The following is a 19,673-nucleotide window of genomic DNA, read 5'->3' as shown; positions in this document are numbered from 1 at the left end:
ATGGATTTGAAAGTACTGGCAACCGATTTGGACGGCACGTTCATCCCGCTGGATGATCACGACGATCATCGACGCGATCTGGGGGAAGTCCAGCGGTTTCTCAGCGAACATGCGATGGAGTTGCTGTTTGTTACCGGACGCCATTTTGCCTCGGTCCAAGACGCCATCGCCCAGCACACGTTGCCATCGCCCGAATGGATCATCTGTGACGTCGGGACGACGATCATGCGGCGTGATGCCGCCGCTGCTGACATCGATGCCGCTGCCGTTTCAATGCAGCGGGTGCAAGCTTATCACGACGATTTGGCGGCGATTGTCGGCCCGATCGCAACCACCGATTTGATGAAACAGTTTTCCGGGATCAAGGGGACGCGGATCCAAGAACCGGAAAAACAGGGAGCGTTCAAGCTAAGCTACTATGCCGACGCGTCGCATCTTGAATCGATCCTGGATCAGTTCCAGCAGAAATTAGAGCAAATTTCGGCTCCCTATTCGATCATCGCCAGTGTCGATCCCTTCAACGGTGACGGCTTGATCGATTTGTTGCCACGCGGCGTTTCCAAAGCGTATGCACTTCGCTGGTGGGCCGAGCACATGAGCGTGCCTCCTGAGGCGATCGTGTTCGCCGGAGATTCCGGCAACGATCTGGCTGCCTTGACCGCCGGTTATCGAGCAATTGTGGTTCACAACGCATCGGATGAATTGAAGCAGAACGTGACCGAGGCGCATCGGTTAGCCAATACCGAAGACCACGTCTTTGTCGCCAGCAAAAAGGCGACGAGCGGCGTGATGGAAGGTCTAAAGCATCACATGACCAAGCTGCGATAGCCCAATGCTATCGACTTTGGGGATCGCTCACGCCGCTCCGATGTGATCCGATGTGCGGAAACAACTTGGTGTGGCAAATCACGTGGGTGAAGCGTTCTCTCGGTAGTGGACGAGGCGACGAGTCCCGTCGTGCTGCGCGGTCGCTCGGACTCGTAGCCTCGTCCACTACGTCTGCTGGGACTCGTAGCCTCGTCCACTACGTTTGTAGGTGGGAGCCGGCCGCTGGCAGGCTTGCGGCTCACTAAATCCACAAGACGTTGGCGAGTTTCGTTGCGACAACGGGCAGTGAACTCTATCCGAATTCGGTGATGCGATGCGTTGGTACGGGGCGGCCGGGGCGGAACGCCTGCGTTTGTCGCACTTCCGTTTTCGCACCATGGCTTTGACACGCCTGGTCGACAGCCGATTCGACGAACGTTTGCAATTGCGCCGGATCGATCGCCACTCGGGCATTGACCACCAAGTCGGCCGACGTTGTTTTGCACTGCGATGGCAGTGACAATTCGGCTCGGGTGTCACTGCTGACCAAATTCGCGACCGCGTGAGCCCCATCGGACAAACCGATCGTTTTTAGATGGGCCGTTTCTGCGGTCGCGGTCGCAAGCGAATTCTGTAGACGATCAACAATGTCTAACACCAACGCATCCAGGTCGAACTCGGTATCGGCCGTTGCGGTCAAGCTCATGTTCAGCCAACCGAGTTCCGCTTCGCCTTCGGCATAGACGTCATAGTCCATATCCAAGATGCGGCGACCAAATTCGCCTCGCTGTTCTAATTGTTCTAAAAACGCATCGAACCCTTCACCGGTCTTCGCTGAAATTCGCAGCAGTGGAGTGTCGGGAGCTTCGTTGGCCAGCAACTGAGTCAATTCATCAAGTTCGGCCTCGGTCAATTCATCCGCCCGATTGATCAGGACAAAATCGGCCTCTTCCAATTGTTTCTTAAAGATGTAGGCCGCCTTCGGCGAGAAGCCCGCCTTCGGGTCGCCCTTCAAAATTCGGCGGCCATGGCTCGGTTTCAAAATCACTCCATAGGGTGCCACATCAAAACGATCGCCGAACAACTGCATCAGCGGCTGCACGACGGTGGCGACAAGGTCGGTGCAACTACCGACCGGTTCGGCCAAGATCACATCGGGTTTGTTGTCCAAGTGCAATTGGTCTGCGGTGTTAGTCAGTTCGTTGAAATTACAACAGAAGCAAGCTCCCGCGACTTCACCGACATTGAAGCCTTGGTTTCGCAGCGTGTGAGTGTCGACCAGATCGGTGGCTTGGTCATTTGTGACAATACCGACCTTCAATCCTTGGTCTTGATAAGTGCGAGCCAATCGCGCGATCGTGGTGGTTTTTCCGGCGCCAAGAAAGCCGCCGATCATGATGAACCGAATCGAAGACATCGCGTTGCTTTATTTAAAAGGAGAGGTGGGGGAGGAGGCGGGATACATTCAGGGATCGACTGCAAATTTCCACGGCTTACCCAGTTGGCTGCCCGAGACGATCAAGCGGCGGACGGGATCGTTGGATTCGAGGTTCGCCGCCAGCGACTTGGGAACAAATCCACCGCGACTAAGCAGCGTGACATTCGCGCCGTAGGACTCGCTCGGATCGTCGTGGGACGCTAACACGCGGCAGTAATCATCACTGCCAAACGCTCCACGTTCGGAATGGTCATCAACCACGCCGTTAAAGTCATCGTCGACGTCGGCGCGACCCGGTTCGCCATCGTCTCCATTGGTCACCACAACCCAGGCACCAGGATCGAAATGCAAGGTTTGCACATCGACGCCGCTGGCGTTGTCGCCAAACGGTGTAGCGGCGGTGTCCGCGACCTGCCGAGCCAGGATCAGTTCGGGCGATACCTCGTGAGTCGAGGCGATCCACAGCGAGCTCAATCGCGACACGACGGCGAGAGAAAGCAGGATTGGGATCAACAGCGTTTTCATAGCGAGATCAAGGGTGCGATGGCGATCGTCTAGAACCTCAAACAAGATCAAGCAAACGTTTCAATCGCCAAGCGACCAACAACATTGCCAGAACGTTCGTTAGCGTTCGCCGCGATGGACAATGGTGCCTTGTTGAAATTGACGTGTCGATGGATTTTCCAAACGAACGGTGATGCTAATCGCTTCAGGCTTGGTCGTAAACGGAGCCGAGGTTTCGCGTTCGCGTGGATCGTCAGCCCCTTTGTCGGGATTGCCGTTATTATCCAGCCCATCGGCGCCGAGATCAATCGACGCCACATCGGCCGAGGCCCATGTTTTCCACAACGTTCCCGCGAATTGGTCGGATAATTGATAGCGACGATCCTGCAGCAATCCGTCACGTTCATAGGCGGACGTGTAAGTGTCAAACGCAGGTTGGAACAATGCTATTTGCGGTCCGCTGGTGTTGATCACAAGCCGGCCCGACAGCAGCAACGAGTCCACGTACGTCTTGTTGGCAATCGAGGTGGTATAGCTGGTTATCGACGGCGATATTCCCGAAAACGTGCTCTGGATTCGGGTGATGGCAACGGCTCCGTTGGTCGTGTCCGAGAAGGCGTCGTTTGCTTTGTGGCTGGTAGAGGATGACACCGCCATTTGTCGAGCCTGCCATCCTCGGATCGGGCCACCGGCCAAAACGGGATAAGCCAAATCAACAAACCCGCCTTGCAACACGATCGAAGTGCCGCTGTCTCGCAACGCTTCGCGATAGCCTACGTCGCCCGGTCCGACAATGAGGTTTCCCGACGTGTGAAAAAAGTCGGCGGTCGGGTCAAAGATCTTTAGATCCAATCCGCGGCAATTAGTTGCAATCACGTCTTCGCCTTGCCGTGTCCCCGATAACACGAATTCACGACGTAGATACCCACTCCAGCGACTATCCAGGACCACTGGATCGGTGTTTGTTGCCGAATCTTCGGGACGTTGGGGAGGCGTCGTGGTTGTCGAAGCGTTTGCGACAATGTTTACCGGCGGTTCGAGCGCCAAGATCGGCATCGACGTGTGAGTGGTTCCCGATCCAAACAGCGTGGCTTGGGGAACCCGCACGTGCGCGAACCGGTTGTGCGGCTTCGACAGGTCTTCGAGCGAATTGGCGAAGACGACGGTGCTTTGAGTTCCGTCGCTGTTCAAGCCACGCCGGACCGACAAGTCACACTGTTGGTTGATCGACGCCAGCCCGGTTTGCCAATTGCTAGCCGCCGACAGCGTGTTGATCCCACCCGTGGAGGTGTTGAGATTCAAGTCGGGCCGAATCAAAAAGACGCGGCGATACAGTTGCAAACGGTCGGGCAGGTTATCGCCATTGGTATCAATCACGGCGCCGGTAGTCGGGTTTCGATCGGGATTGGTGAAGTAGACAATTTCGGCGTACTTCGATCGGATCACGACGGGATTGGTGTCCGTAGCGGTCCCCGTCAGAATGAATTCAGGAACCTTGCCGGTGAACCACGAACCTGGTTTTGCCACTGCGGTAAAGGCAAAATAGTCGTCGAAATCGCCGTAACGTGCATCGCGTGCCACGATCTGGCCATCGATGGTCGTCGACGGACCAAGCAGCGACGAAGTGGCATTCGTCATCGGCCCTTCGTAATACAAAAAGTATCCCGCTTGATCGGGACCACCATCGTTCGGCTCAAGCGAAACCGTACATCGTTTCAACTCGTCTCGCATCCGGTTGGTGACATCGCGGATGTCGTTTGAGATTTTGACGTCGCCACGACTGTCGCGTACTCGTTCGCCCACGAAGGCAAACGCGCGTGCTAATGCCGCCATCATCAACAGCGTGACCGCCATTGCCACAAGCATCTCGACGAGTGTGAAGCCAAGCGACTTGCGAAACGAAATCATGTTTCGGTTCATTGGGTTCTGAATTCGCATCATTGGTAAAACCGTTCGAAAATGATGGTGTTGCGAGCATTCATTTCTTGCCCCGGAACGAAGCCAACGGGAATGGATCGATCGATAATGAACATCGCTTGATAGCGTTGATTCTCGCCGAGCGCTTCTTTGTATTCGCGGCCGAGATTATTGACGTTGGTCGGATCGACTTCGAAGAATCCCATCGTCATGCGAACCAAGAACACCTGGGAATTATCCGAGGTCAAGTTCGGCATCCGCATCAGTGTTTGGTATCGCAAGAACGGATTGCGTCCGCGATCCAAGTGGGTTGAAAGCGGAGCTGCGGTCGAGCTTCTTACCAATTGGGGGTACGGATCCGCAGTGATCGTTTCCTCGGTACCCGAGGTCGACATGTTGTAGTGACGACGCAGCAGCGTCCCATCGATCGGGTTGCGTCGCAAGCGGTCCGTCGCGGCGGTATCGGCGGTATCATCCGGAGGCGTCCGTAGTGCGGGAGCGAAATTGGCGCGTCGCCAATCTCGGAACACACCGGCGAACTGTGTCGGTAATTCAGGGTCCAGATGACCTGGGACATAGTTGTAGGGGCCGGTCGCCGCATTTCCGCCGGCATCGACGGTTTTACGTGGGGCCGCAACGCCCGATACAGGATAACCGCGTCGGCTTTGAATGAAATCGTCAAATGCCATCTGTCCAACGCCGGTGGCCGATGTCAAATGTCCCTGCATCAATCCTTGCCAAACCAATGATTCACTCAGCGTGTTTAGATTGATTCGAGCTTGTCGTTGGTTGTCATAGGTCATGTTGAATGGGGGTTTCATCATTTCCACCAAACCCGTTGCCGTGACTCGTGCCGGTTGGACCATGTTCACTTCGCCGCGGAATGGAGGCAACGTATGGACAAAGTCAAAGATACGATCGATGTTCGTTCCTTCGTTGGTTGCATCCTGGCTGTGAAAGAAATTCAGCATGTGTCGATACGGAGCTCGCATTTCCGCGGACACGACGGTGGTTGAGTTGGGATAGATCGTCGGGTCGCCCGAGGTGATGTTGAACTCTTCGAATAGCCGACCTTGCGAGCACGCCGGCACCATCATCAATTCCAACGGCGTGGTGAACGGACGATTTAGCCATGGGTGAACGGCAAAAGGAATGCTTGGTAGCCCTCGATCGTGCCCGGTGATGGTCGTCGCGGCTGCATCGCTGCCAATCGTCGCGGCGAACCCAACAAACCCAGGGTTAATGTTTGCAATATCAGTGTTCAGGACGCTGAACGAGGAATGGAGGTGAGCACTCGTCGCCACGGTCGAAAACGCAAAGTAGTCAGCGGCTGCCGGATCCACGGTGGTTGCCGGAGTCGGGAAATCGGTCTCATACGAGTACAGTGCGTTCGAAGCGGCCACCGTCCCAGAGGGCGACTTGGTGAAACCGTTGCGTTGTCGCGTTCGTCGTGCGTACTGGGCACCGTCCGACGAAATCTTGCTTTCGCGCTCTTCACCACTGAACACCGTCAAATCGATGGGGATCCAGTCGATCGTACGGTAGGGATTCGTAACGGCGTTGTAAGGACGGGTCGGGTCGGCGAGTCGTTGCAAGAATGCCGAACAGTACTCCGGTCGTGTTCCGAGCGCCGGTTCCATACCCGTTGAATCGACTGGAATCCGTCCGATAGAAACGTCCAGTGGAGTATCACGGGCCGAGGTAGAGGCATCACTAAAGTCCATGTAGGCATCGTTGCGTGGGTAATCGACGCCACCGGCCATATCCAAATCCGCAGTTCCGTTGTACTGATACAACGGCTCGGGATAATAGCTGCCACCGTTGGGAAGCGGTTCCGAGACGTTCAGCCCCACCACATTTTGGTCGAAGACATTCGTTCCGCCGCCGGTCCAGGATGTGGGACGTGGAGCACCAATCACAAGCGACAATGCGTTGGAATAAGCGTCGTTTGCATTGACCCCGAGCGACGGAGTGATGCGTGTGCCATCCTGGCGTGCCTGCAGCAATCCTTCGGTCGTGCTAACCGTGAATCGCTGCTCACTAGGGATCCCGGGGAATGTGCTGGCTGGATATTCTTTGGAACCAAAACGCGTCTCAATCCTTGGCGCGAGACACAAGTATTGGCCCGCTTCGAGAGTCTTGTCGGCGTTTATAGTGCTCAGTGGTCCGGTGGTAGGAGCGAAGAAGACTTGATTGGCCGACATATCGCTGATCCCATTACTGGTAATCATCGCGTTCACCGCTGTCAAAGCCGGGGCGGGGTTAGCAGGTGCATCCCCATAATTTTGAAACAAGATAAATCGGTCGTAACTCAGTGCACCGGCGGTGGTGTCGATCTCGTCGGGATATTCGATTTGGAACGACGCCGTATCCGGCTTCGTGCCTCGCAACGCTGCCGGATTTTCATCTTTCTTCGCCGGCGGTACCACCGCGGCATTGTCATGACGTTCGGTGATTGCAATTCGCCATACTGGGGCTCCGACGCCGCCCCCGGATGCCGGTGCAGTCAGGGATAGATTGAGAGACGATTTTGCATTCGCGTCGGTCGTGTAGAGTTCTTGGGGGGCTGCCGGAAGCGTCGTTTGATCTCCCAAAGCTGTCGGGGAGGTTGGGGGCGTATTGACCGTTGGGTGTGGACAATACAGTTCCAGCATCAAGCTGCCTTGAGGAATTCGAACTTGATCGGAATCGAGATCCGGGTCAGTGGGATCGGTCTTGGTCGTCCCTTTGTTATTGTCACGGTTCGTATCACGCAATCGCACATCGTGCGAAGCAAACGATTCGCTAAAGACAAGTGCTGGCGACTCGACTCCCCACACCACCCCGCGTGGCACCGTGGTGGTCGCGAATTCGCCATCGGTATCCATCGCATCGGTCATGCCGTCTTGATCGTTGTCGACTCCGTCCGCGTTGGGTGCGGTGACGGATTCGTCGGTAAGCAAATTGCCATCGACGCCCCAGCCATCAAAGGGATTGGCATCGTATTCGAATGCCGTCATGATCGAATCCGGATCGCGGTAATCGACCACATTCACAGCCCACTGTGCGATGCGATGAGCCTTGTAACCTGTCAGTGCAGCATCGTTGCTGTCGGGAAAATCGGCTGCACCATTGGTCAGCACCATCATCAAAACATACAGATGGCGAGCCAAAAGTTGCCGCGAATCCACCGTGCTGGGCTCATCAAAATTGTAGTCCGGGGTTTGCCCTTGGAAGGCGGTGGGAATGGTACCCGATCCTCCGCTGGCGACACCAAAAGCCTCGGTTTCGGCCGCGACTTCGCCGGGTTCGTCAATGATATTGTTACCGTTGTCGTCGACCCCGTTTCCAAGTGGCCGATTGACGCTGATTTTTCGGCCCAGACGAAGCTCGGGGGCGATCAGCCGGTTGATCTGAACTTCGGTAAACGGACTTGGAAACAACGTCAGCAACGATTCATAAAGCGAATCACCCGCAGTGGCATTGGTGAACGAAACCGGTGGCGGGGTATCGTCCGATTTAGAGTGGGTGGTGATGGCGCGGGCCAAGCCTGGATTGGCGGCCAACAGCGGTTCAACGACCGTTCGCAGCCGTGTGGGTAGCATCTCGATATCGAATTCATTCGAACGCAGAATGGCCTCGAGTTCATCCGCCGTTAACATCAAGTCACCCGATAGCAATCCCGATGGATCACTTTCGTAGGGATCGTTGATCGATTCGTTGGTCAGTTCATTGTGGTTGGTCGTTGTGGTGTCATCGGCGCGAACCTGAGTTCCCGATCGTCCCGCAACCAAATGGCCTGATAATCCGATTCCCACTCCGCCACGGCCAAAGGGGTCGCTGGAATAACCATAACCGCCCGCTGCAGTATGCATCGGAGGACGGTGTCCCGTTCGCAATAAGTCCAGTGCATCGTTGGTATCAAAACCCGGCGTTGGATTGGTCACGTTGGTAGCCATCGGTGGAGTGCGATACCGTGCATTGACCAATGCATCCAACCCGGTGATCGGCAACGCGATTTCGGCGGGGCCGTAACCAAGCCCACGAAACGCGGCTTGCGCCGCCGTTAAATTGTAGGTGCCTGCCCAGCGGGGGACCGACGACGAAACGCCTAGCATCGTTGCCGATGTGTACGACGAATTGTGATGCGCATTGACATTCAGACGCCCCGACAAATCCTCGATCATCGGTGCCACCAACGGCCGCAGCAATTTACCGTCGGGTGCAGTGAATAGCGGCAATCCTAGATCGACCCAAATGCTGTCGTTGATGCCATCGGCATCGTTATCAACATCCCAATCACCTTGAATCAAGGCGCGAGCGACCTGGTCGACTAGTTTCTCGTTGGTGATGCGAGTCGCCCTGCGAAGCGCAAAACTACTGTTGCCACCGGTGAACTCGACGTTGATGGCATTATGGGTTTGACCACTTTTGTTGAATTGATTGGCCGCGATCGGCAACGGACGAAAGGTTGCTCGAGCGATGCTGGCCATCAAGTCGGCATAATCGGCGTTTGAACGAGGCCCTGACCCAGAGGAGTTGGATTCCCAATCGTCGAATTCATTCAAGATATAGTTGATCACCGACGGTCGATGGAACGATGGGACCACGGTTCCGTCGTCGTGCCGATGACTGAGAAACCAATTATTGAAATCGGCGGCGTCATAGCCCTCGTCAAAATCGCTACCGGTCGGAGTCCCGGGCAATGCAATTTTTGTCGTGCCCGTTCCGAGCAAATTGGGTTGCAAGGCCAGTGGCAACGTGAACCCGACGTTCCACGTCGTCCCCGATTCGTTCGTATAAGATGTCGGCTGCGTGACGCTGATCTGCCCCCCTTGGTAACCAAGCCCGGGTGAGTTTCGTGGCGTTCCGTTCATCCAAATCTTGGTGCCGGCCGGAACCGTAGTGCTCAAAAATTCGGGTTCCATTTCGATCACTAGATCGTGCGTCGATGCCGACGGATTAAGCGATCGGATGACGCGATACGATCGGTTGACCAATGGGCCGCCTTGGAACGTGATCACCCGGCCAGCGAACAGGTCGTCGACATTGCGGTCCGATGTCGTGCCAGCCACCCGAACCCGCACAAAACCACTGGTTCCGATTTGGCCGCCTCCGGTGGCAACATCGAACTGACGTGCATCGCTTCGTCCGTAATAATCGCTGAGCAAATCTTCGCCAAAGAACGACAGCGAATCATCGCCGGTGCCAACGAGCAAACGCATCATCGCGTCATCAAGCAGTTTGTTCGGCTGGGGCGCACGTGTCTTGGTGCTGGCGATTGCAAACGCCGTCGCGCGAGATTGATTGCTGAAGACAAGGTACGCAGCGACCAACAGGCTGAAAAAAGTCAGCATGCTGAGAACGACAAGCAGGATGATGCCTGAGTTCGGTTTGCGTTTCATGATGTTGCCCCGATTGGCGGAAATTCAGAGAAGGTTGTGTTTCTTTTGCTACGGCAGCGATGTGCCAGTTTGGTCAAAGTCTAGAATTCGGAGATGGATATGGTTCGTTCAGTTACCGAAACGACATCTTCCATCAAAGTGGCGTAGGTTAACGAGTTGGTGGCTGCGTCACCCGGAACGACAGAGGAAAACTGCCAATCCGGACCATCGAGCACCACCGTTTTTTCCCACACCGTGGTCGACGTTCGATTTCCCGCGCCGGTCGCGGGAACGGTCACGATGGTGCCGTCGGAAAGGGTAATTTCGTCATCGTCCGTTGGCGTCAATATCGATGCATCACTCGTCACTGCGGCGACACGGTACCAGCGGTGGACGGCTGATTCGGCTCGCGAGAACTCCGTCGTCGGCACGGTGCTTCGGGAAAGCATGATCCAGTCGCCCGAACGCAGGTCCGACAACGTGTTGCCCGCCGAAATCAATGTCACCGACCCACCAGCACCGCCGCGGAATCCGACGGGGTTGGTCACCAGTGCGACTCGTTCGGCCAACGCGTTATCACGAGGCGTGTCTGCCGAGGCCACTTGGAACGCGGACATTCGCTCACGATTCCGCAGAATGACCACCGACATCGATGCGTTCTCGTCGCCGGGAAATGGATCGACGGTGATGATCCATGAAAACTCACCTGAGGCGAGCGTTTTGCCAAAGTTAGATCCTGTCGCATCGTTAGTAGCTTGATAACCACTGACGGTCGCGGGCAACGATCGATCGCCGGGGCGAATCTCTTGTAAATCGTCAATGCTTTCCACGATCGTGCGGGCTGCTTCAAGCCGCTGTGCCACGGTCAAGGTGGTGCTGGTTCCGGTCAATGCAAAGTCGCTTAACCGCACTCGCAACATCCGTGGTTGACCGGCGAATCCTGGCGAATCATCGGCGGTTGCATCGGACGGGTCCAACAGCGGATCGTGATTGGGAATGTAGAATGGAAAATAGTCGCTGTCGTACGACGTGTTGGTAATCGCCGCCGGTGGCGAGGCGGCCAGCATGGGGTCAATGCAAAACGGAGGAATGAGCGTCGCCGTTGTTCCACCACCCGCAGATAAACTGCGTTCGATCCCAGCTTGGGTATCGAGATCGACGAGATTGGCTTCTTTGATCCAATCACGCGCTAGTACCTCATTGGCCACCGAATCGCCCATGGCCGCACCGACATTCAAGCTGATCGCATCTTGGGAACGATGACCGGCTAACGGCAATATCGATAACAAGCCCAACAGGCCAATCAGTATGACGCCAATCGAGAAGATGACTTCGACAAGGGTGACGCCAAGGCGACGTGTGTATTTCATCATTCCTATCATGGTTCGGAATCCAAAGTGGCGGAGGCATTGGCCAGTGACCGGGCTTCGGTCAACGGCGTTACCCATGTTGTGTCACGAGGGTTAGTGCTGTCCGTCGGTGCCGTGTATACCGTGGCAAACGGTGCAACTGAAACCTGGCCGCTGGCGGGATTGATCACAATCCAAATCGATTCGAGGCTGCGAATGTTCGCCACCGTGCGGCCGCTGTTTTGAAACAAATTTTCGCCTGAGCCCATCACGCCGGAGCTATCGCCTAAACACAAGTAAATTTTGCCGACGGGATAACCCATGGTCGTGGAGTTGACCGAAACATTGGTGGTGACACTGATCACGCTGCCGTTGGGGTCGAAAACAATGTCGACATCTCCCGCGATCTCGCCGGCATCGGTGTCGGGCGAAAATTGATTCCCGCCGATCCCAATGCCCGAGTAATTCATGTCAAACGCCACACCACGTGGAAGCGAATACGTCATGCTCGACGAAGGAACCGGTCGACGGTGGATGCGAAACTTGACGGGATCTCCCGCCGCATCCCGCGGGTCGCGAACCGTTCCCGGAAACGTGTCGTTGCCGCTGGTATTCGGTTCATTCAAATCAAATGTGACGGTGACCTGAGTTGGCGGTGTCCCTCCGGTAGAGTCGTCAGTGATCGCGGTGATTGGCACCGAGCGGCCACCCGGCAATTCCAACAAGTCTCCGATCCGGATCGGAGCCAGATGGTCATCGGATGTGTCCGGCACCCCTGGGCCCGATTCGTTGTTCAGCAGTCGTGAACTCAATGCTAACAGCGGACAATCGTTGGCCTGAAAGACGGCGCTACTAATCGGCGTTCCTTGCAATGTTGCCACCGCGTCGGCAGAGTCTCCGGTGTATGGCGGGATGCCCACCAATTGCCTCATCCGGATCGAAGCGGCTTGTCCAAATGAACCGGTGCCTAGCCGTTCCAGCCGGACGCCGACGTATCGATTCTCGGCAATCGCTCGGTTGCGAGCGGCGTCGATGAAGATCGCGGCGTTACGTGCGGCTCGCGCTGCCTTTTGATCGGCAAGCAACTTTTTCACCGTTGGCAGCGCAATCGTCGAAAGCATCAACAGGATAAATAACACGACCAGCAATTCGACCAAGGTAAAGGCCGCTCGCCGCGTGATCGATCGTGGGTTCAATGAGCTAAACACTATTGTGACTCCTGCAATGCAAAGTTGGTCACGTTGTCGGTGGCCACCTCGCTGTCGGTGATCGCCCCCGGAAGTGTGGCCGGCGGCGATTTGCGAACGTAGGGATCGGGGTATCTGTAGGTGCCGGTTCGGCCTCGGCTTTCGTCCCCTTCGGCAGTGTTGCTGCCGGTATCCATGTCGGTCAGCGGCCACGACTGCGTGGTGTAGTCAACAAGTTCACTTGTCGCGATGCCGTATTCACCGTCGCTGCCCGCCGAGACGATCAAAGGACGGAGCGAATAGGGCTCGGTTTCGCCAGCAACGGTGTAACCAAAGTCGGAGCGAAAGGGGTCAAACTCATCGGGAATCGAGGTTTGCACACCGCCGGTGGGGTCGTTGTAACCCGCAGGCCAACGGATGAACAAAAGTGGCTGTCCCCATCCGTCCAGGATTTCAAGCATGCCGTCGGAATCGGTGTCTCCGATGTTCGCACTGGGAATCGAATCGATCGCAGGCGATCCAGCGACGAACGAGGTCGCCATGATCAAGTACAAACATTCGGCGCCTTCGTTTTCGCTCGTCCAGGTGTTACCGATCGTGGAATTGGCTTGGTAGCGGTCGTAATACGTTTTGACCTTGCGTGCGGGATCCCAGACCACATTGAATTGATAACGAGGATTGGCTGGGTTGTTGAAGTAACGAATGATCTTTCCATCGGTGTTCTCGGCTACCTGGTTGGCAACGGCAGTGATGGCGATCGGTCCCTGGACGCCGCCTCCGGATGTCACCACGTCCAACATCTTGTCGGGCAGTTCCATTCGCTGCAGATCTCGCGTCATGATCAAACGAACGCGTGCCGCTTCGTACGCCAAGACTTCATAGTCCAGCGTAACAGGGGGCGACCCGGCGGTGGTGCGTGAAAAATTTGGCAACACGATCGGATACGGTCGGTATTTGTACGAGTCGTATTGTTCTTGGATCACGCCGTCGATAGCCGAGATGATCATCTTGGTTCGTGCATGTCGAGCGCTATTGGTGACCCCTTGGGTGGCGGTCACCACCATGCCGCCCATGACCCCAAGGATCACGATCACGACCAAAATCTCAACGAGGGTGAACCCGTTGCGGCGGTGTGAATGGTCCTGTGTTTCGATCTTCATAATAGATCCCTAGTACGAGTCGTTTACACCAAGGTGCACTCGTTTGTCGTTCGTTAAAATCAACTGCAAAATCGCGTTCAGCTTTGCGACGTTACGGAACGTCGTCGGCCAGGGTGCCGCTGCTGAAATTGGTGATGTTGTCGAACTGAGCGTTCGAGTTGGAACCGAACGTCGACTCTTGGTAACGCGATACGCCTGAGATAAGAAGTTCACCGGGCGAGTCAACGCTAGTCGACGGAGCCATCGCCGCCCCGGTGGGGTATTGGAAGTAGACCGGTTGACCACCCGCGGTGTTTACGGTGCTGCCGAAGGAATCATCGAGCCCAGCTGAGATGATTTGGAATTTATTGGGGTTGATGAACTTCCACGCCGCCAACGCAGCGTCGATCGTTGCGTAATCGGCCCCGGTCGAGTTGTTATTGAATTGGTCAGAGAAATAAGGGCGGACCGATCCAAAGGTCGTCGACGAGTAGCCGTTGTATCCGCCCGTACTGCTGGTGTAGGTCCGTGAATCAAAGTAGACAAACGGGGCGCCGCCGGATCGGGCGGCATAGGTTGGAAATAGGTCCCCGTCGCCGTCATTGGACAAGTATCGGTTGGCTCCGGTCAACGGTGCGGTCGAATCCGGCGTGTTGATGCCGAGACGATTGGCTTCGAAATCATAGAACGCATTGACGCGATCGCTGTTGATTTGAAAATTGGCGGGGTTTTGGCGGTCAGTATCCGTTACCGACGTATCGGTGTAGTTATTGGATCCATTGCCCGTCCAAACCAGCGGTCCGCCGGGGCCGGTAAAAGGACGCTGGATATCGTCGCTGTAACCGCGTAATGCCCAAACAAGTGCTTCGGCGCGATCAATCGTGGTGCCCGACATCAGGTTCGCCAACAGCGCGCTGTCGTTGGTCGACATCCGCGGGAACAGATTTCCGTAATGACGGCTGACAACACCTGGATCCGAAAAATCAGGCGGATAGTCGCCATACTTTTCACGGTACTTCTCGATCGCGGTTTCGAGTGAACTGATCTCCATTCGAATCACGCCTTGCCGCGTGGTGCGGATCGCGTTGTTGACCGCCGGGATGGCGATGGCCGTCAGGATACCGATGATCGTGATGACCACCAGGATTTCGACAAGCGTGAATCCGTGACGCGTCGCTTTGACCGGAATGTTGTGACTGCTCATGTCGTTTCAAAAAGGAATAGAGAGTTTGGGTGGTGGTTCGGTTGGTTTAACAAGGATGCATGTGGCGGGCCGGATGACCCGCCGCTCGATGCGAGGTGCCAGCGGCAACTAGCTCAATCCGGTAATCAATTCGACCAGCGGCATAAACAAACTGATCACGATAAAACCGACCGCACAGCCGAGGAACACGATCATGATCGGCTCCATCAACGCGGTTAAGCTGTCGGTCAACGTTCGCACTTCTTCGTCGTACGTGTCGGCGACCTTGTAAAGCATCGTATCGAGCTCGCCTGTCTCTTCGCCGACGTCGACCATGTTGACGACCAAGTCGCTGATGACCTTTGATTTAATCTTGGTGGCGTACCACAGTCCCGATAACACGCCGCCACCGATGATCATGTACGTCGACATCATCATCAACGCGCCGACCATCCCGGCTTCGTCAATCTTGCTGCCGCGTGCGGTTATCGCGACCGACAACACCATCACGCCCGGGAACATGCCAAACAGCGCCCAGAAGAACAATGCCATCGGGTGGAACCCCGGTTCGCTGTGTTCAGCAAGCGGCTTGCTGATCACTTCACCCTCGCGAATCTGTTCATTCGTCTTGGTAAAGATCCGTTCAAACACCGCATTGCCGGCGGTTTCACGTGTGATGTTGATCGCTTCCAAAATCGGCACGCCGCTGCTGATCAATGTTCCCAGCGTTCGCGTTGTCCGCGCGAGAATGTTCTTTTCGATCAATCCGCCGAAGACCGGAACCTTCAAGATGAAATTGTCGAACCCGATTCGCCCATGCCGGAATTTGCGAACGAGTTTGACGAAGATCAAGAAACAGACCGGCATCGCGATCAACAGGAACCAGTAGTTGGCGATGTAGTTGCTCATCGCGATCAACAACAACGTCGGCAGCGGCAAAGTCAGCCCGAACTCGTCGAACATCTTTTCAAACGTCGGAACGATGAACAACATGATGAACGTCAGGATCAAACAGGCGACCGTGACAACCACACAAGGATAGATCAGTGCCCCTTTGACCTTTTTCTTGAGTGATTCCGCTCGCTCCATGAACTCTGCCAACCGCTGCAAAATCGTTTCCAGAGCACCGCCGGCCTCGCCCGCTTTGATCATGTTCACGTACAAGCGGTTGAAGACCTTGGGCGATTTGGACATCGCTTCGCTAAGCGTCGATCCCCCTTCGATCTCTTCGCACACTGACTGCAACGCGTACTTCAATCGGCCCGGTTTTTCGTTGTTCTCTAAAATCTTTAGCGACCGCAAAATCGGTAGCCCGGCGTCCTGCAGAATCGATAGCTGACGCGTAAACGCACAGATGTACTTGCTTTTGACTCGGCCGATCGAGCCGCTCTTCTTCTTGCCTGCTGCCTTCGCCGCAGCCTGTTTCTTGACGGAGATCTTCGTGACGAAGTACCCCATCTGGCGTATGGTGGTTTGCGCCTCTTCTTCGTTGGCCGCATCGATCTCATCCCGGATCTCTTGTCCGGTCGCGTCCATCGCTTCGAATTGATAAACAGGCATGATGGATGTTAAAGGTTGAAAGGTTTAAATGAAGTTGTTGGTCGTGGCAAAGTTGCCAGGACGTTGGGCGACGCACGAGGAACGTCGCGGCGGTGTTTTCTGCGTTTACTCTTCGACCGTTTCGCGGACCACTTCGTCAAGCGTGGTGATGCCATCCATGACCAAGCCCATGCCGAATTCTCGCAGCGTGGTCATTCCGTCCTTTTGAGCCAAGTCGCGAATTTCGTCCGTCGACGCGTTGTTCATCACCATGTCGCGGATCGCATCGTTCATCAGCATCAACTCGAACATCGCAATCCGGCCCTTGTAACCGGTGTTGTTGCAATTGTCGCAGCCAGCACCTTTGAAGAACTTTTTGCCTTTGATCGATTCGCGGTCCATGCCTAAGTCAAACAGCAAACTGCTGCTGACCTTGGTCTCTTCGCGGCACTTGGTGCAAATTCGGCGAACCAATCGCTGAGCCAAAATGGCTTCGACCGTCGCACAAATCATGAACGCTTGGATGCCCATGTCCTTGAGTCGTGTCACGGTGGCGGCGGCCGAGTTGGTGTGGAGCGTGCTGAACACCAAGTGACCCGTTAACGCCGCCTGGATCGCGATCTCGGCGGTTTCCAAGTCTCGGACTTCGCCGACCAGGATCGTGTCGGGGTCTTGCCGCAAAATCGCTCGCAAACAACTCGCGAACGTCACCCCGACGTCATTGTCGATCGGGATTTGAATGATCCCTTCGATGTCGTATTCGATCGGGTCCTCGGTCGTCATCAATTTGTCTTTGATGTCGTTCATTTCCGACAACGCGGAATACAACGTCGTCGTTTTTCCAGAACCGGTCGGGCCCGTCACCAAAATGATGCCGTTGGGACGATCGATCGCCTTGCGGAACGCCTTCATCGTCACGGCGTCCATCCCGACATTTTCCAGACTCAAATTCACAACGCTGCGGTCCAAAACCCGCATGACGACGCTCTCGCCAAAGATCGTCGGCAACACGCTGACGCGAAGGTCGACCGGGTGACCCCCGACCATCAATTCGATCCGGCCGTCCTGCGGCATCCGGCGTTCGGCAATGTCCAAACTCGCCATTACCTTGATCCGCGTTGTGATCGCGAACGCCAAGTGACGCGGCGGCGGAACCATTTCGTAAAGCACGCCTTCGGATTTGATGCGAATTCGGAACTCGTCTTCAAACGGTTCAAAGTGAATGTCGCTGGCGTGATCCTTGATCGCCAACAACAACACCATGTTCAACAGTTTTCGCACCGGAGCGGAATCGGCGAGCGCTTCGGCGTCGGTGATGTTGAATTTTTCAGTCTCAAGCGCCGAGACCATCTTTTTCAACTCTTCGTCGTCCGCCAATTCGGCGACCAACTTCTCGACGCTCTCGGATTCCGAATCAAAGTGCTTGGTGATGTATTGCAAGACTTCGCGTTCGGTCGTCACGACCATCGCGATGTCGTACCCCAAGAACGTTCGCAGCTCATCTTGAATCGTCAGATTTTGAGGGTCGCACGTGGCGACGGTCAAACGATTCAAATCCTCTTCGAACCGAATCGGCACGATCCGGTACAACTGAGCCATGGTCTCGGTGATCTTTTCACGCACCTCGACCGGAATCTCCGCGTCCTCAAGCGAAACCGTCTGCATCGACATCTGCTCGGCGAGCGCTTGGATTAGCTGCTCGTCGGTAATCAATTGCATGTCTTCGGCAATTTTACCGAACAACGCACCCGGTTGTTGCTCTTGTTCTTCGAGCACAATCTCGAGTTGTTCGTCGGTCAAAAAACCGAGGTCGACGAGGATTTGTCCAATTCGACGTGCGGCCATGGTAACGGTTCGAAGTTGAAAGGATGAAGTTTAAAAGGGAGAGGAAGCGACCGTCGCCGCGTCCCCATCGCGAAAGCTCGTCAAGAGCTTCGCTGCGGTGGCTGTCTTGGTTAGTGATTCTGTTGACAGGCTAGAAGCCTATCCCACGTTGACAGGCTGGAAGCCTATCCCACGTTGACGGGCTGGAAGCCTATCCCACGGTGACAGGCTGGAAGCCTATCCTGCTAGTGTTTTCCGTTTTCTTCGGGGATCGGGATCGGAGCGTCCCCTTCGCCGTGACGGAATTGAACGATTCGTTTGGCGAGGTCATCCGGGCGGTGCGCCTTGCCCAGCGCATCTTCGACCGTGATCAACTCGTCACGCCACAGGTTGAACAGCGTATCGTCCATCAACTGCATCCCGAACTTCGCTCCGGTCTGCATCGCACTGTTGATACGGAACGTTTTGTTTTCTCGGATCAGGTTCGCGATCCCGGGGGTGACCACCAAGATCTCGTAGGCCGCCACTCGCCCGCCACCGATCTTGGGCAGCAGCGTTTGAGCAACCACACCGATCAGCGTACTGGCCAATTGAGTTCGAATTTGGTCCTGCAAATTTCCTGGGAACGCGTCGATGATTCGGTTGACGGTACCTTGAGCACTGTTGGTGTGTAGCGTGCCGAAAACCACGTGCCCGGTTTCCGCCGCACTGATCGCCGCTTCGATTGTTTCCAAGTCGCGAAGCTCGCCGACTAGGATCACGTCGGGGTCCTGCCGCAACGCACGCCGAATCGCTTCGGAAAAACTTGGCACGTCCACGCCGACTTCGCGTTGATTGATCGTGCTCTCTTTATGGTCGTGATAAAACTCGATCGGGTCCTCGATCGTGATGATGTGATGGTCGACGGTCTCGTTTAGCAAGTTGATCAAACTCGCCAGCGTCGTACTTTTTCCCGAACCCGTCGGTCCGGTCACCAAGAACAATCCACGCGGCCGGTGGACCATCTTGACCACCGATTCGGGCAACCCGAGCTGTTCAGGGGTTAATTTATCGTTGGGGATTTGACGCAGTACCATCGAAATGAAACCACGCTGTTTGAACACCGAGACACGAAAACGTGCCAATTCACCAAAAGCGAACCCAAAGTCGGCGCTGCCTGTCTCTTGTAGTTCTCGCTGACAACGCTCTGGGGTGATGCTCTTCATCAAACCCACCGCGTCGGCCGCGTCGAGTGTCTTGGTATCAAGTTTTCGCATCCGTCCATGCAGCCGAAACACCGGTGGTTGCCCAACCACAATATGAATATCGCTGACACCTTGCTTGATTGCTGCCTGCAGCAGCTTGTCAATGAGCACCGTGGCCATGAAGGGAACGTCTGATTTTTAAAAGGGGCGAAATCGGAGAAAAGCGGTTCGGATTACCG

The 19,673-nt window shown here is 55.6% G+C and carries 12 protein-coding genes; 1 reads left to right on the top strand and 11 read right to left on the bottom strand.

All coding sequences use genetic code 11. The annotated features are described in order from the left end of the window. On the top strand, nt 1-828 hold the full coding sequence (locus ABEA92_RS01565; protein ID WP_345682028.1) for an HAD-IIB family hydrolase: 828 nt from the start codon (nt 1-3) through the stop codon (nt 826-828). A 292-nt stretch (nt 829-1,120) separates the two neighbouring features. Here ABEA92_RS01565 and ABEA92_RS01560 read toward each other — a convergent pair whose 3' ends face one another. The 11 genes from ABEA92_RS01560 to ABEA92_RS01510 form a co-directional block, all read right to left on the bottom strand. Continuing rightward, nucleotides 1,121-2,224, bottom strand: a complete 1,104-nt coding sequence (locus ABEA92_RS01560) for a GTP-binding protein (protein WP_345682022.1) — start codon at nt 2,222-2,224, stop codon at nt 1,121-1,123. A 48-nt stretch (nt 2,225-2,272) separates the two neighbouring features. Further along, nucleotides 2,273-2,770, bottom strand: a complete 498-nt coding sequence (locus tag ABEA92_RS01555) for a hypothetical protein (protein WP_345682015.1) — start codon at nt 2,768-2,770, stop codon at nt 2,273-2,275. A gap of 99 nt (nt 2,771-2,869) precedes the next feature. After that, nucleotides 2,870-4,690: a prepilin-type N-terminal cleavage/methylation domain-containing protein gene (locus tag ABEA92_RS01550; protein WP_345682012.1), complete on the bottom strand. Its 1,821-nt coding sequence runs from the start codon at nt 4,688-4,690 to the stop codon at nt 2,870-2,872. Next, the gene (locus tag ABEA92_RS01545) at nt 4,687-10,050 is read right to left on the bottom strand and encodes a hypothetical protein (protein ID WP_345682010.1); all 5,364 of its coding nucleotides are present in this window, start codon (nt 10,048-10,050) and stop codon (nt 4,687-4,689) included. Before ABEA92_RS01545 ends, ABEA92_RS01550 begins: the two co-directional genes overlap by 4 nt. Before the next feature lie 80 nt (nt 10,051-10,130). Further along, nucleotides 10,131-11,402, bottom strand: coding sequence for a hypothetical protein (locus ABEA92_RS01540; protein ID WP_345682007.1), 1,272 nt, complete (start codon nt 11,400-11,402; stop codon nt 10,131-10,133). Nucleotides 11,403-11,407: 5 nt separating this feature from the next. Further along, complete coding sequence (locus tag ABEA92_RS01535; RefSeq protein WP_345682006.1) at nt 11,408-12,586, bottom strand: pilus assembly FimT family protein; 1,179 nt, start codon at nt 12,584-12,586, stop codon at nt 11,408-11,410. Further along, nucleotides 12,586-13,725 (bottom strand): type II secretion system protein, encoded by a 1,140-nt coding sequence (locus ABEA92_RS01530; RefSeq protein ID WP_345682005.1) that lies wholly within the window; start codon nt 13,723-13,725, stop codon nt 12,586-12,588. Before ABEA92_RS01530 ends, ABEA92_RS01535 begins: the two co-directional genes overlap by 1 nt. 91 nt (nt 13,726-13,816) lie before the next feature. Next, on the bottom strand, nt 13,817-14,908 hold the full coding sequence (locus ABEA92_RS01525) for a type II secretion system protein (protein WP_345682004.1): 1,092 nt from the start codon (nt 14,906-14,908) through the stop codon (nt 13,817-13,819). A gap of 108 nt (nt 14,909-15,016) precedes the next feature. Beyond that, complete coding sequence (locus ABEA92_RS01520; protein WP_345682002.1) at nt 15,017-16,447, bottom strand: type II secretion system F family protein; 1,431 nt, start codon at nt 16,445-16,447, stop codon at nt 15,017-15,019. A 105-nt stretch (nt 16,448-16,552) separates the two neighbouring features. Next, entirely contained in the window at nt 16,553-18,271 is a 1,719-nt protein-coding gene (locus ABEA92_RS01515; RefSeq protein ID WP_345682001.1) for a GspE/PulE family protein, read from the bottom strand. Between the two features lie 224 nt (nt 18,272-18,495). Further along, nucleotides 18,496-19,614, bottom strand: a complete 1,119-nt coding sequence (locus ABEA92_RS01510) for a type IV pilus twitching motility protein PilT (RefSeq protein ID WP_345682000.1) — start codon at nt 19,612-19,614, stop codon at nt 18,496-18,498. Nucleotides 19,615-19,673: the final 59 nt, after the last annotated feature.

Source organism: Novipirellula caenicola, from assembly GCF_039545035.1.
In the GTDB taxonomy this organism is placed as follows: Bacteria; Planctomycetota; Planctomycetia; order Pirellulales; family Pirellulaceae; genus Novipirellula; species Novipirellula caenicola.
Note: the sequence above shows the minus strand (reverse complement) of the source record. Positions and strands in the feature narration are given on the sequence as shown.

Coding starts and splice junctions, on each gene's coding strand:
- ABEA92_RS01565 (WP_345682028.1), top strand. CDS start 1: ATGGATTTGAAAGTACTGGCAACCGATTTGGACGGCACGTTCATCCCG.
- ABEA92_RS01560 (WP_345682022.1), bottom strand. CDS start 2,224: ATGTCTTCGATTCGGTTCATCATGATCGGCGGCTTTCTTGGCGCCGGA.
- ABEA92_RS01555 (WP_345682015.1), bottom strand. CDS start 2,770: ATGAAAACGCTGTTGATCCCAATCCTGCTTTCTCTCGCCGTCGTGTCG.
- ABEA92_RS01550 (WP_345682012.1), bottom strand. CDS start 4,690: ATGATGCGAATTCAGAACCCAATGAACCGAAACATGATTTCGTTTCGC.
- ABEA92_RS01545 (WP_345682010.1), bottom strand. CDS start 10,050: ATGAAACGCAAACCGAACTCAGGCATCATCCTGCTTGTCGTTCTCAGC.
- ABEA92_RS01540 (WP_345682007.1), bottom strand. CDS start 11,402: ATGATGAAATACACACGTCGCCTTGGCGTCACCCTTGTCGAAGTCATC.
- ABEA92_RS01530 (WP_345682005.1), bottom strand. CDS start 13,725: ATGAAGATCGAAACACAGGACCATTCACACCGCCGCAACGGGTTCACC.
- ABEA92_RS01525 (WP_345682004.1), bottom strand. CDS start 14,908: ATGAGCAGTCACAACATTCCGGTCAAAGCGACGCGTCACGGATTCACG.
- ABEA92_RS01520 (WP_345682002.1), bottom strand. CDS start 16,447: ATGCCTGTTTATCAATTCGAAGCGATGGACGCGACCGGACAAGAGATC.
- ABEA92_RS01515 (WP_345682001.1), bottom strand. CDS start 18,271: ATGGCCGCACGTCGAATTGGACAAATCCTCGTCGACCTCGGTTTTTTG.
- ABEA92_RS01510 (WP_345682000.1), bottom strand. CDS start 19,614: ATGGCCACGGTGCTCATTGACAAGCTGCTGCAGGCAGCAATCAAGCAA.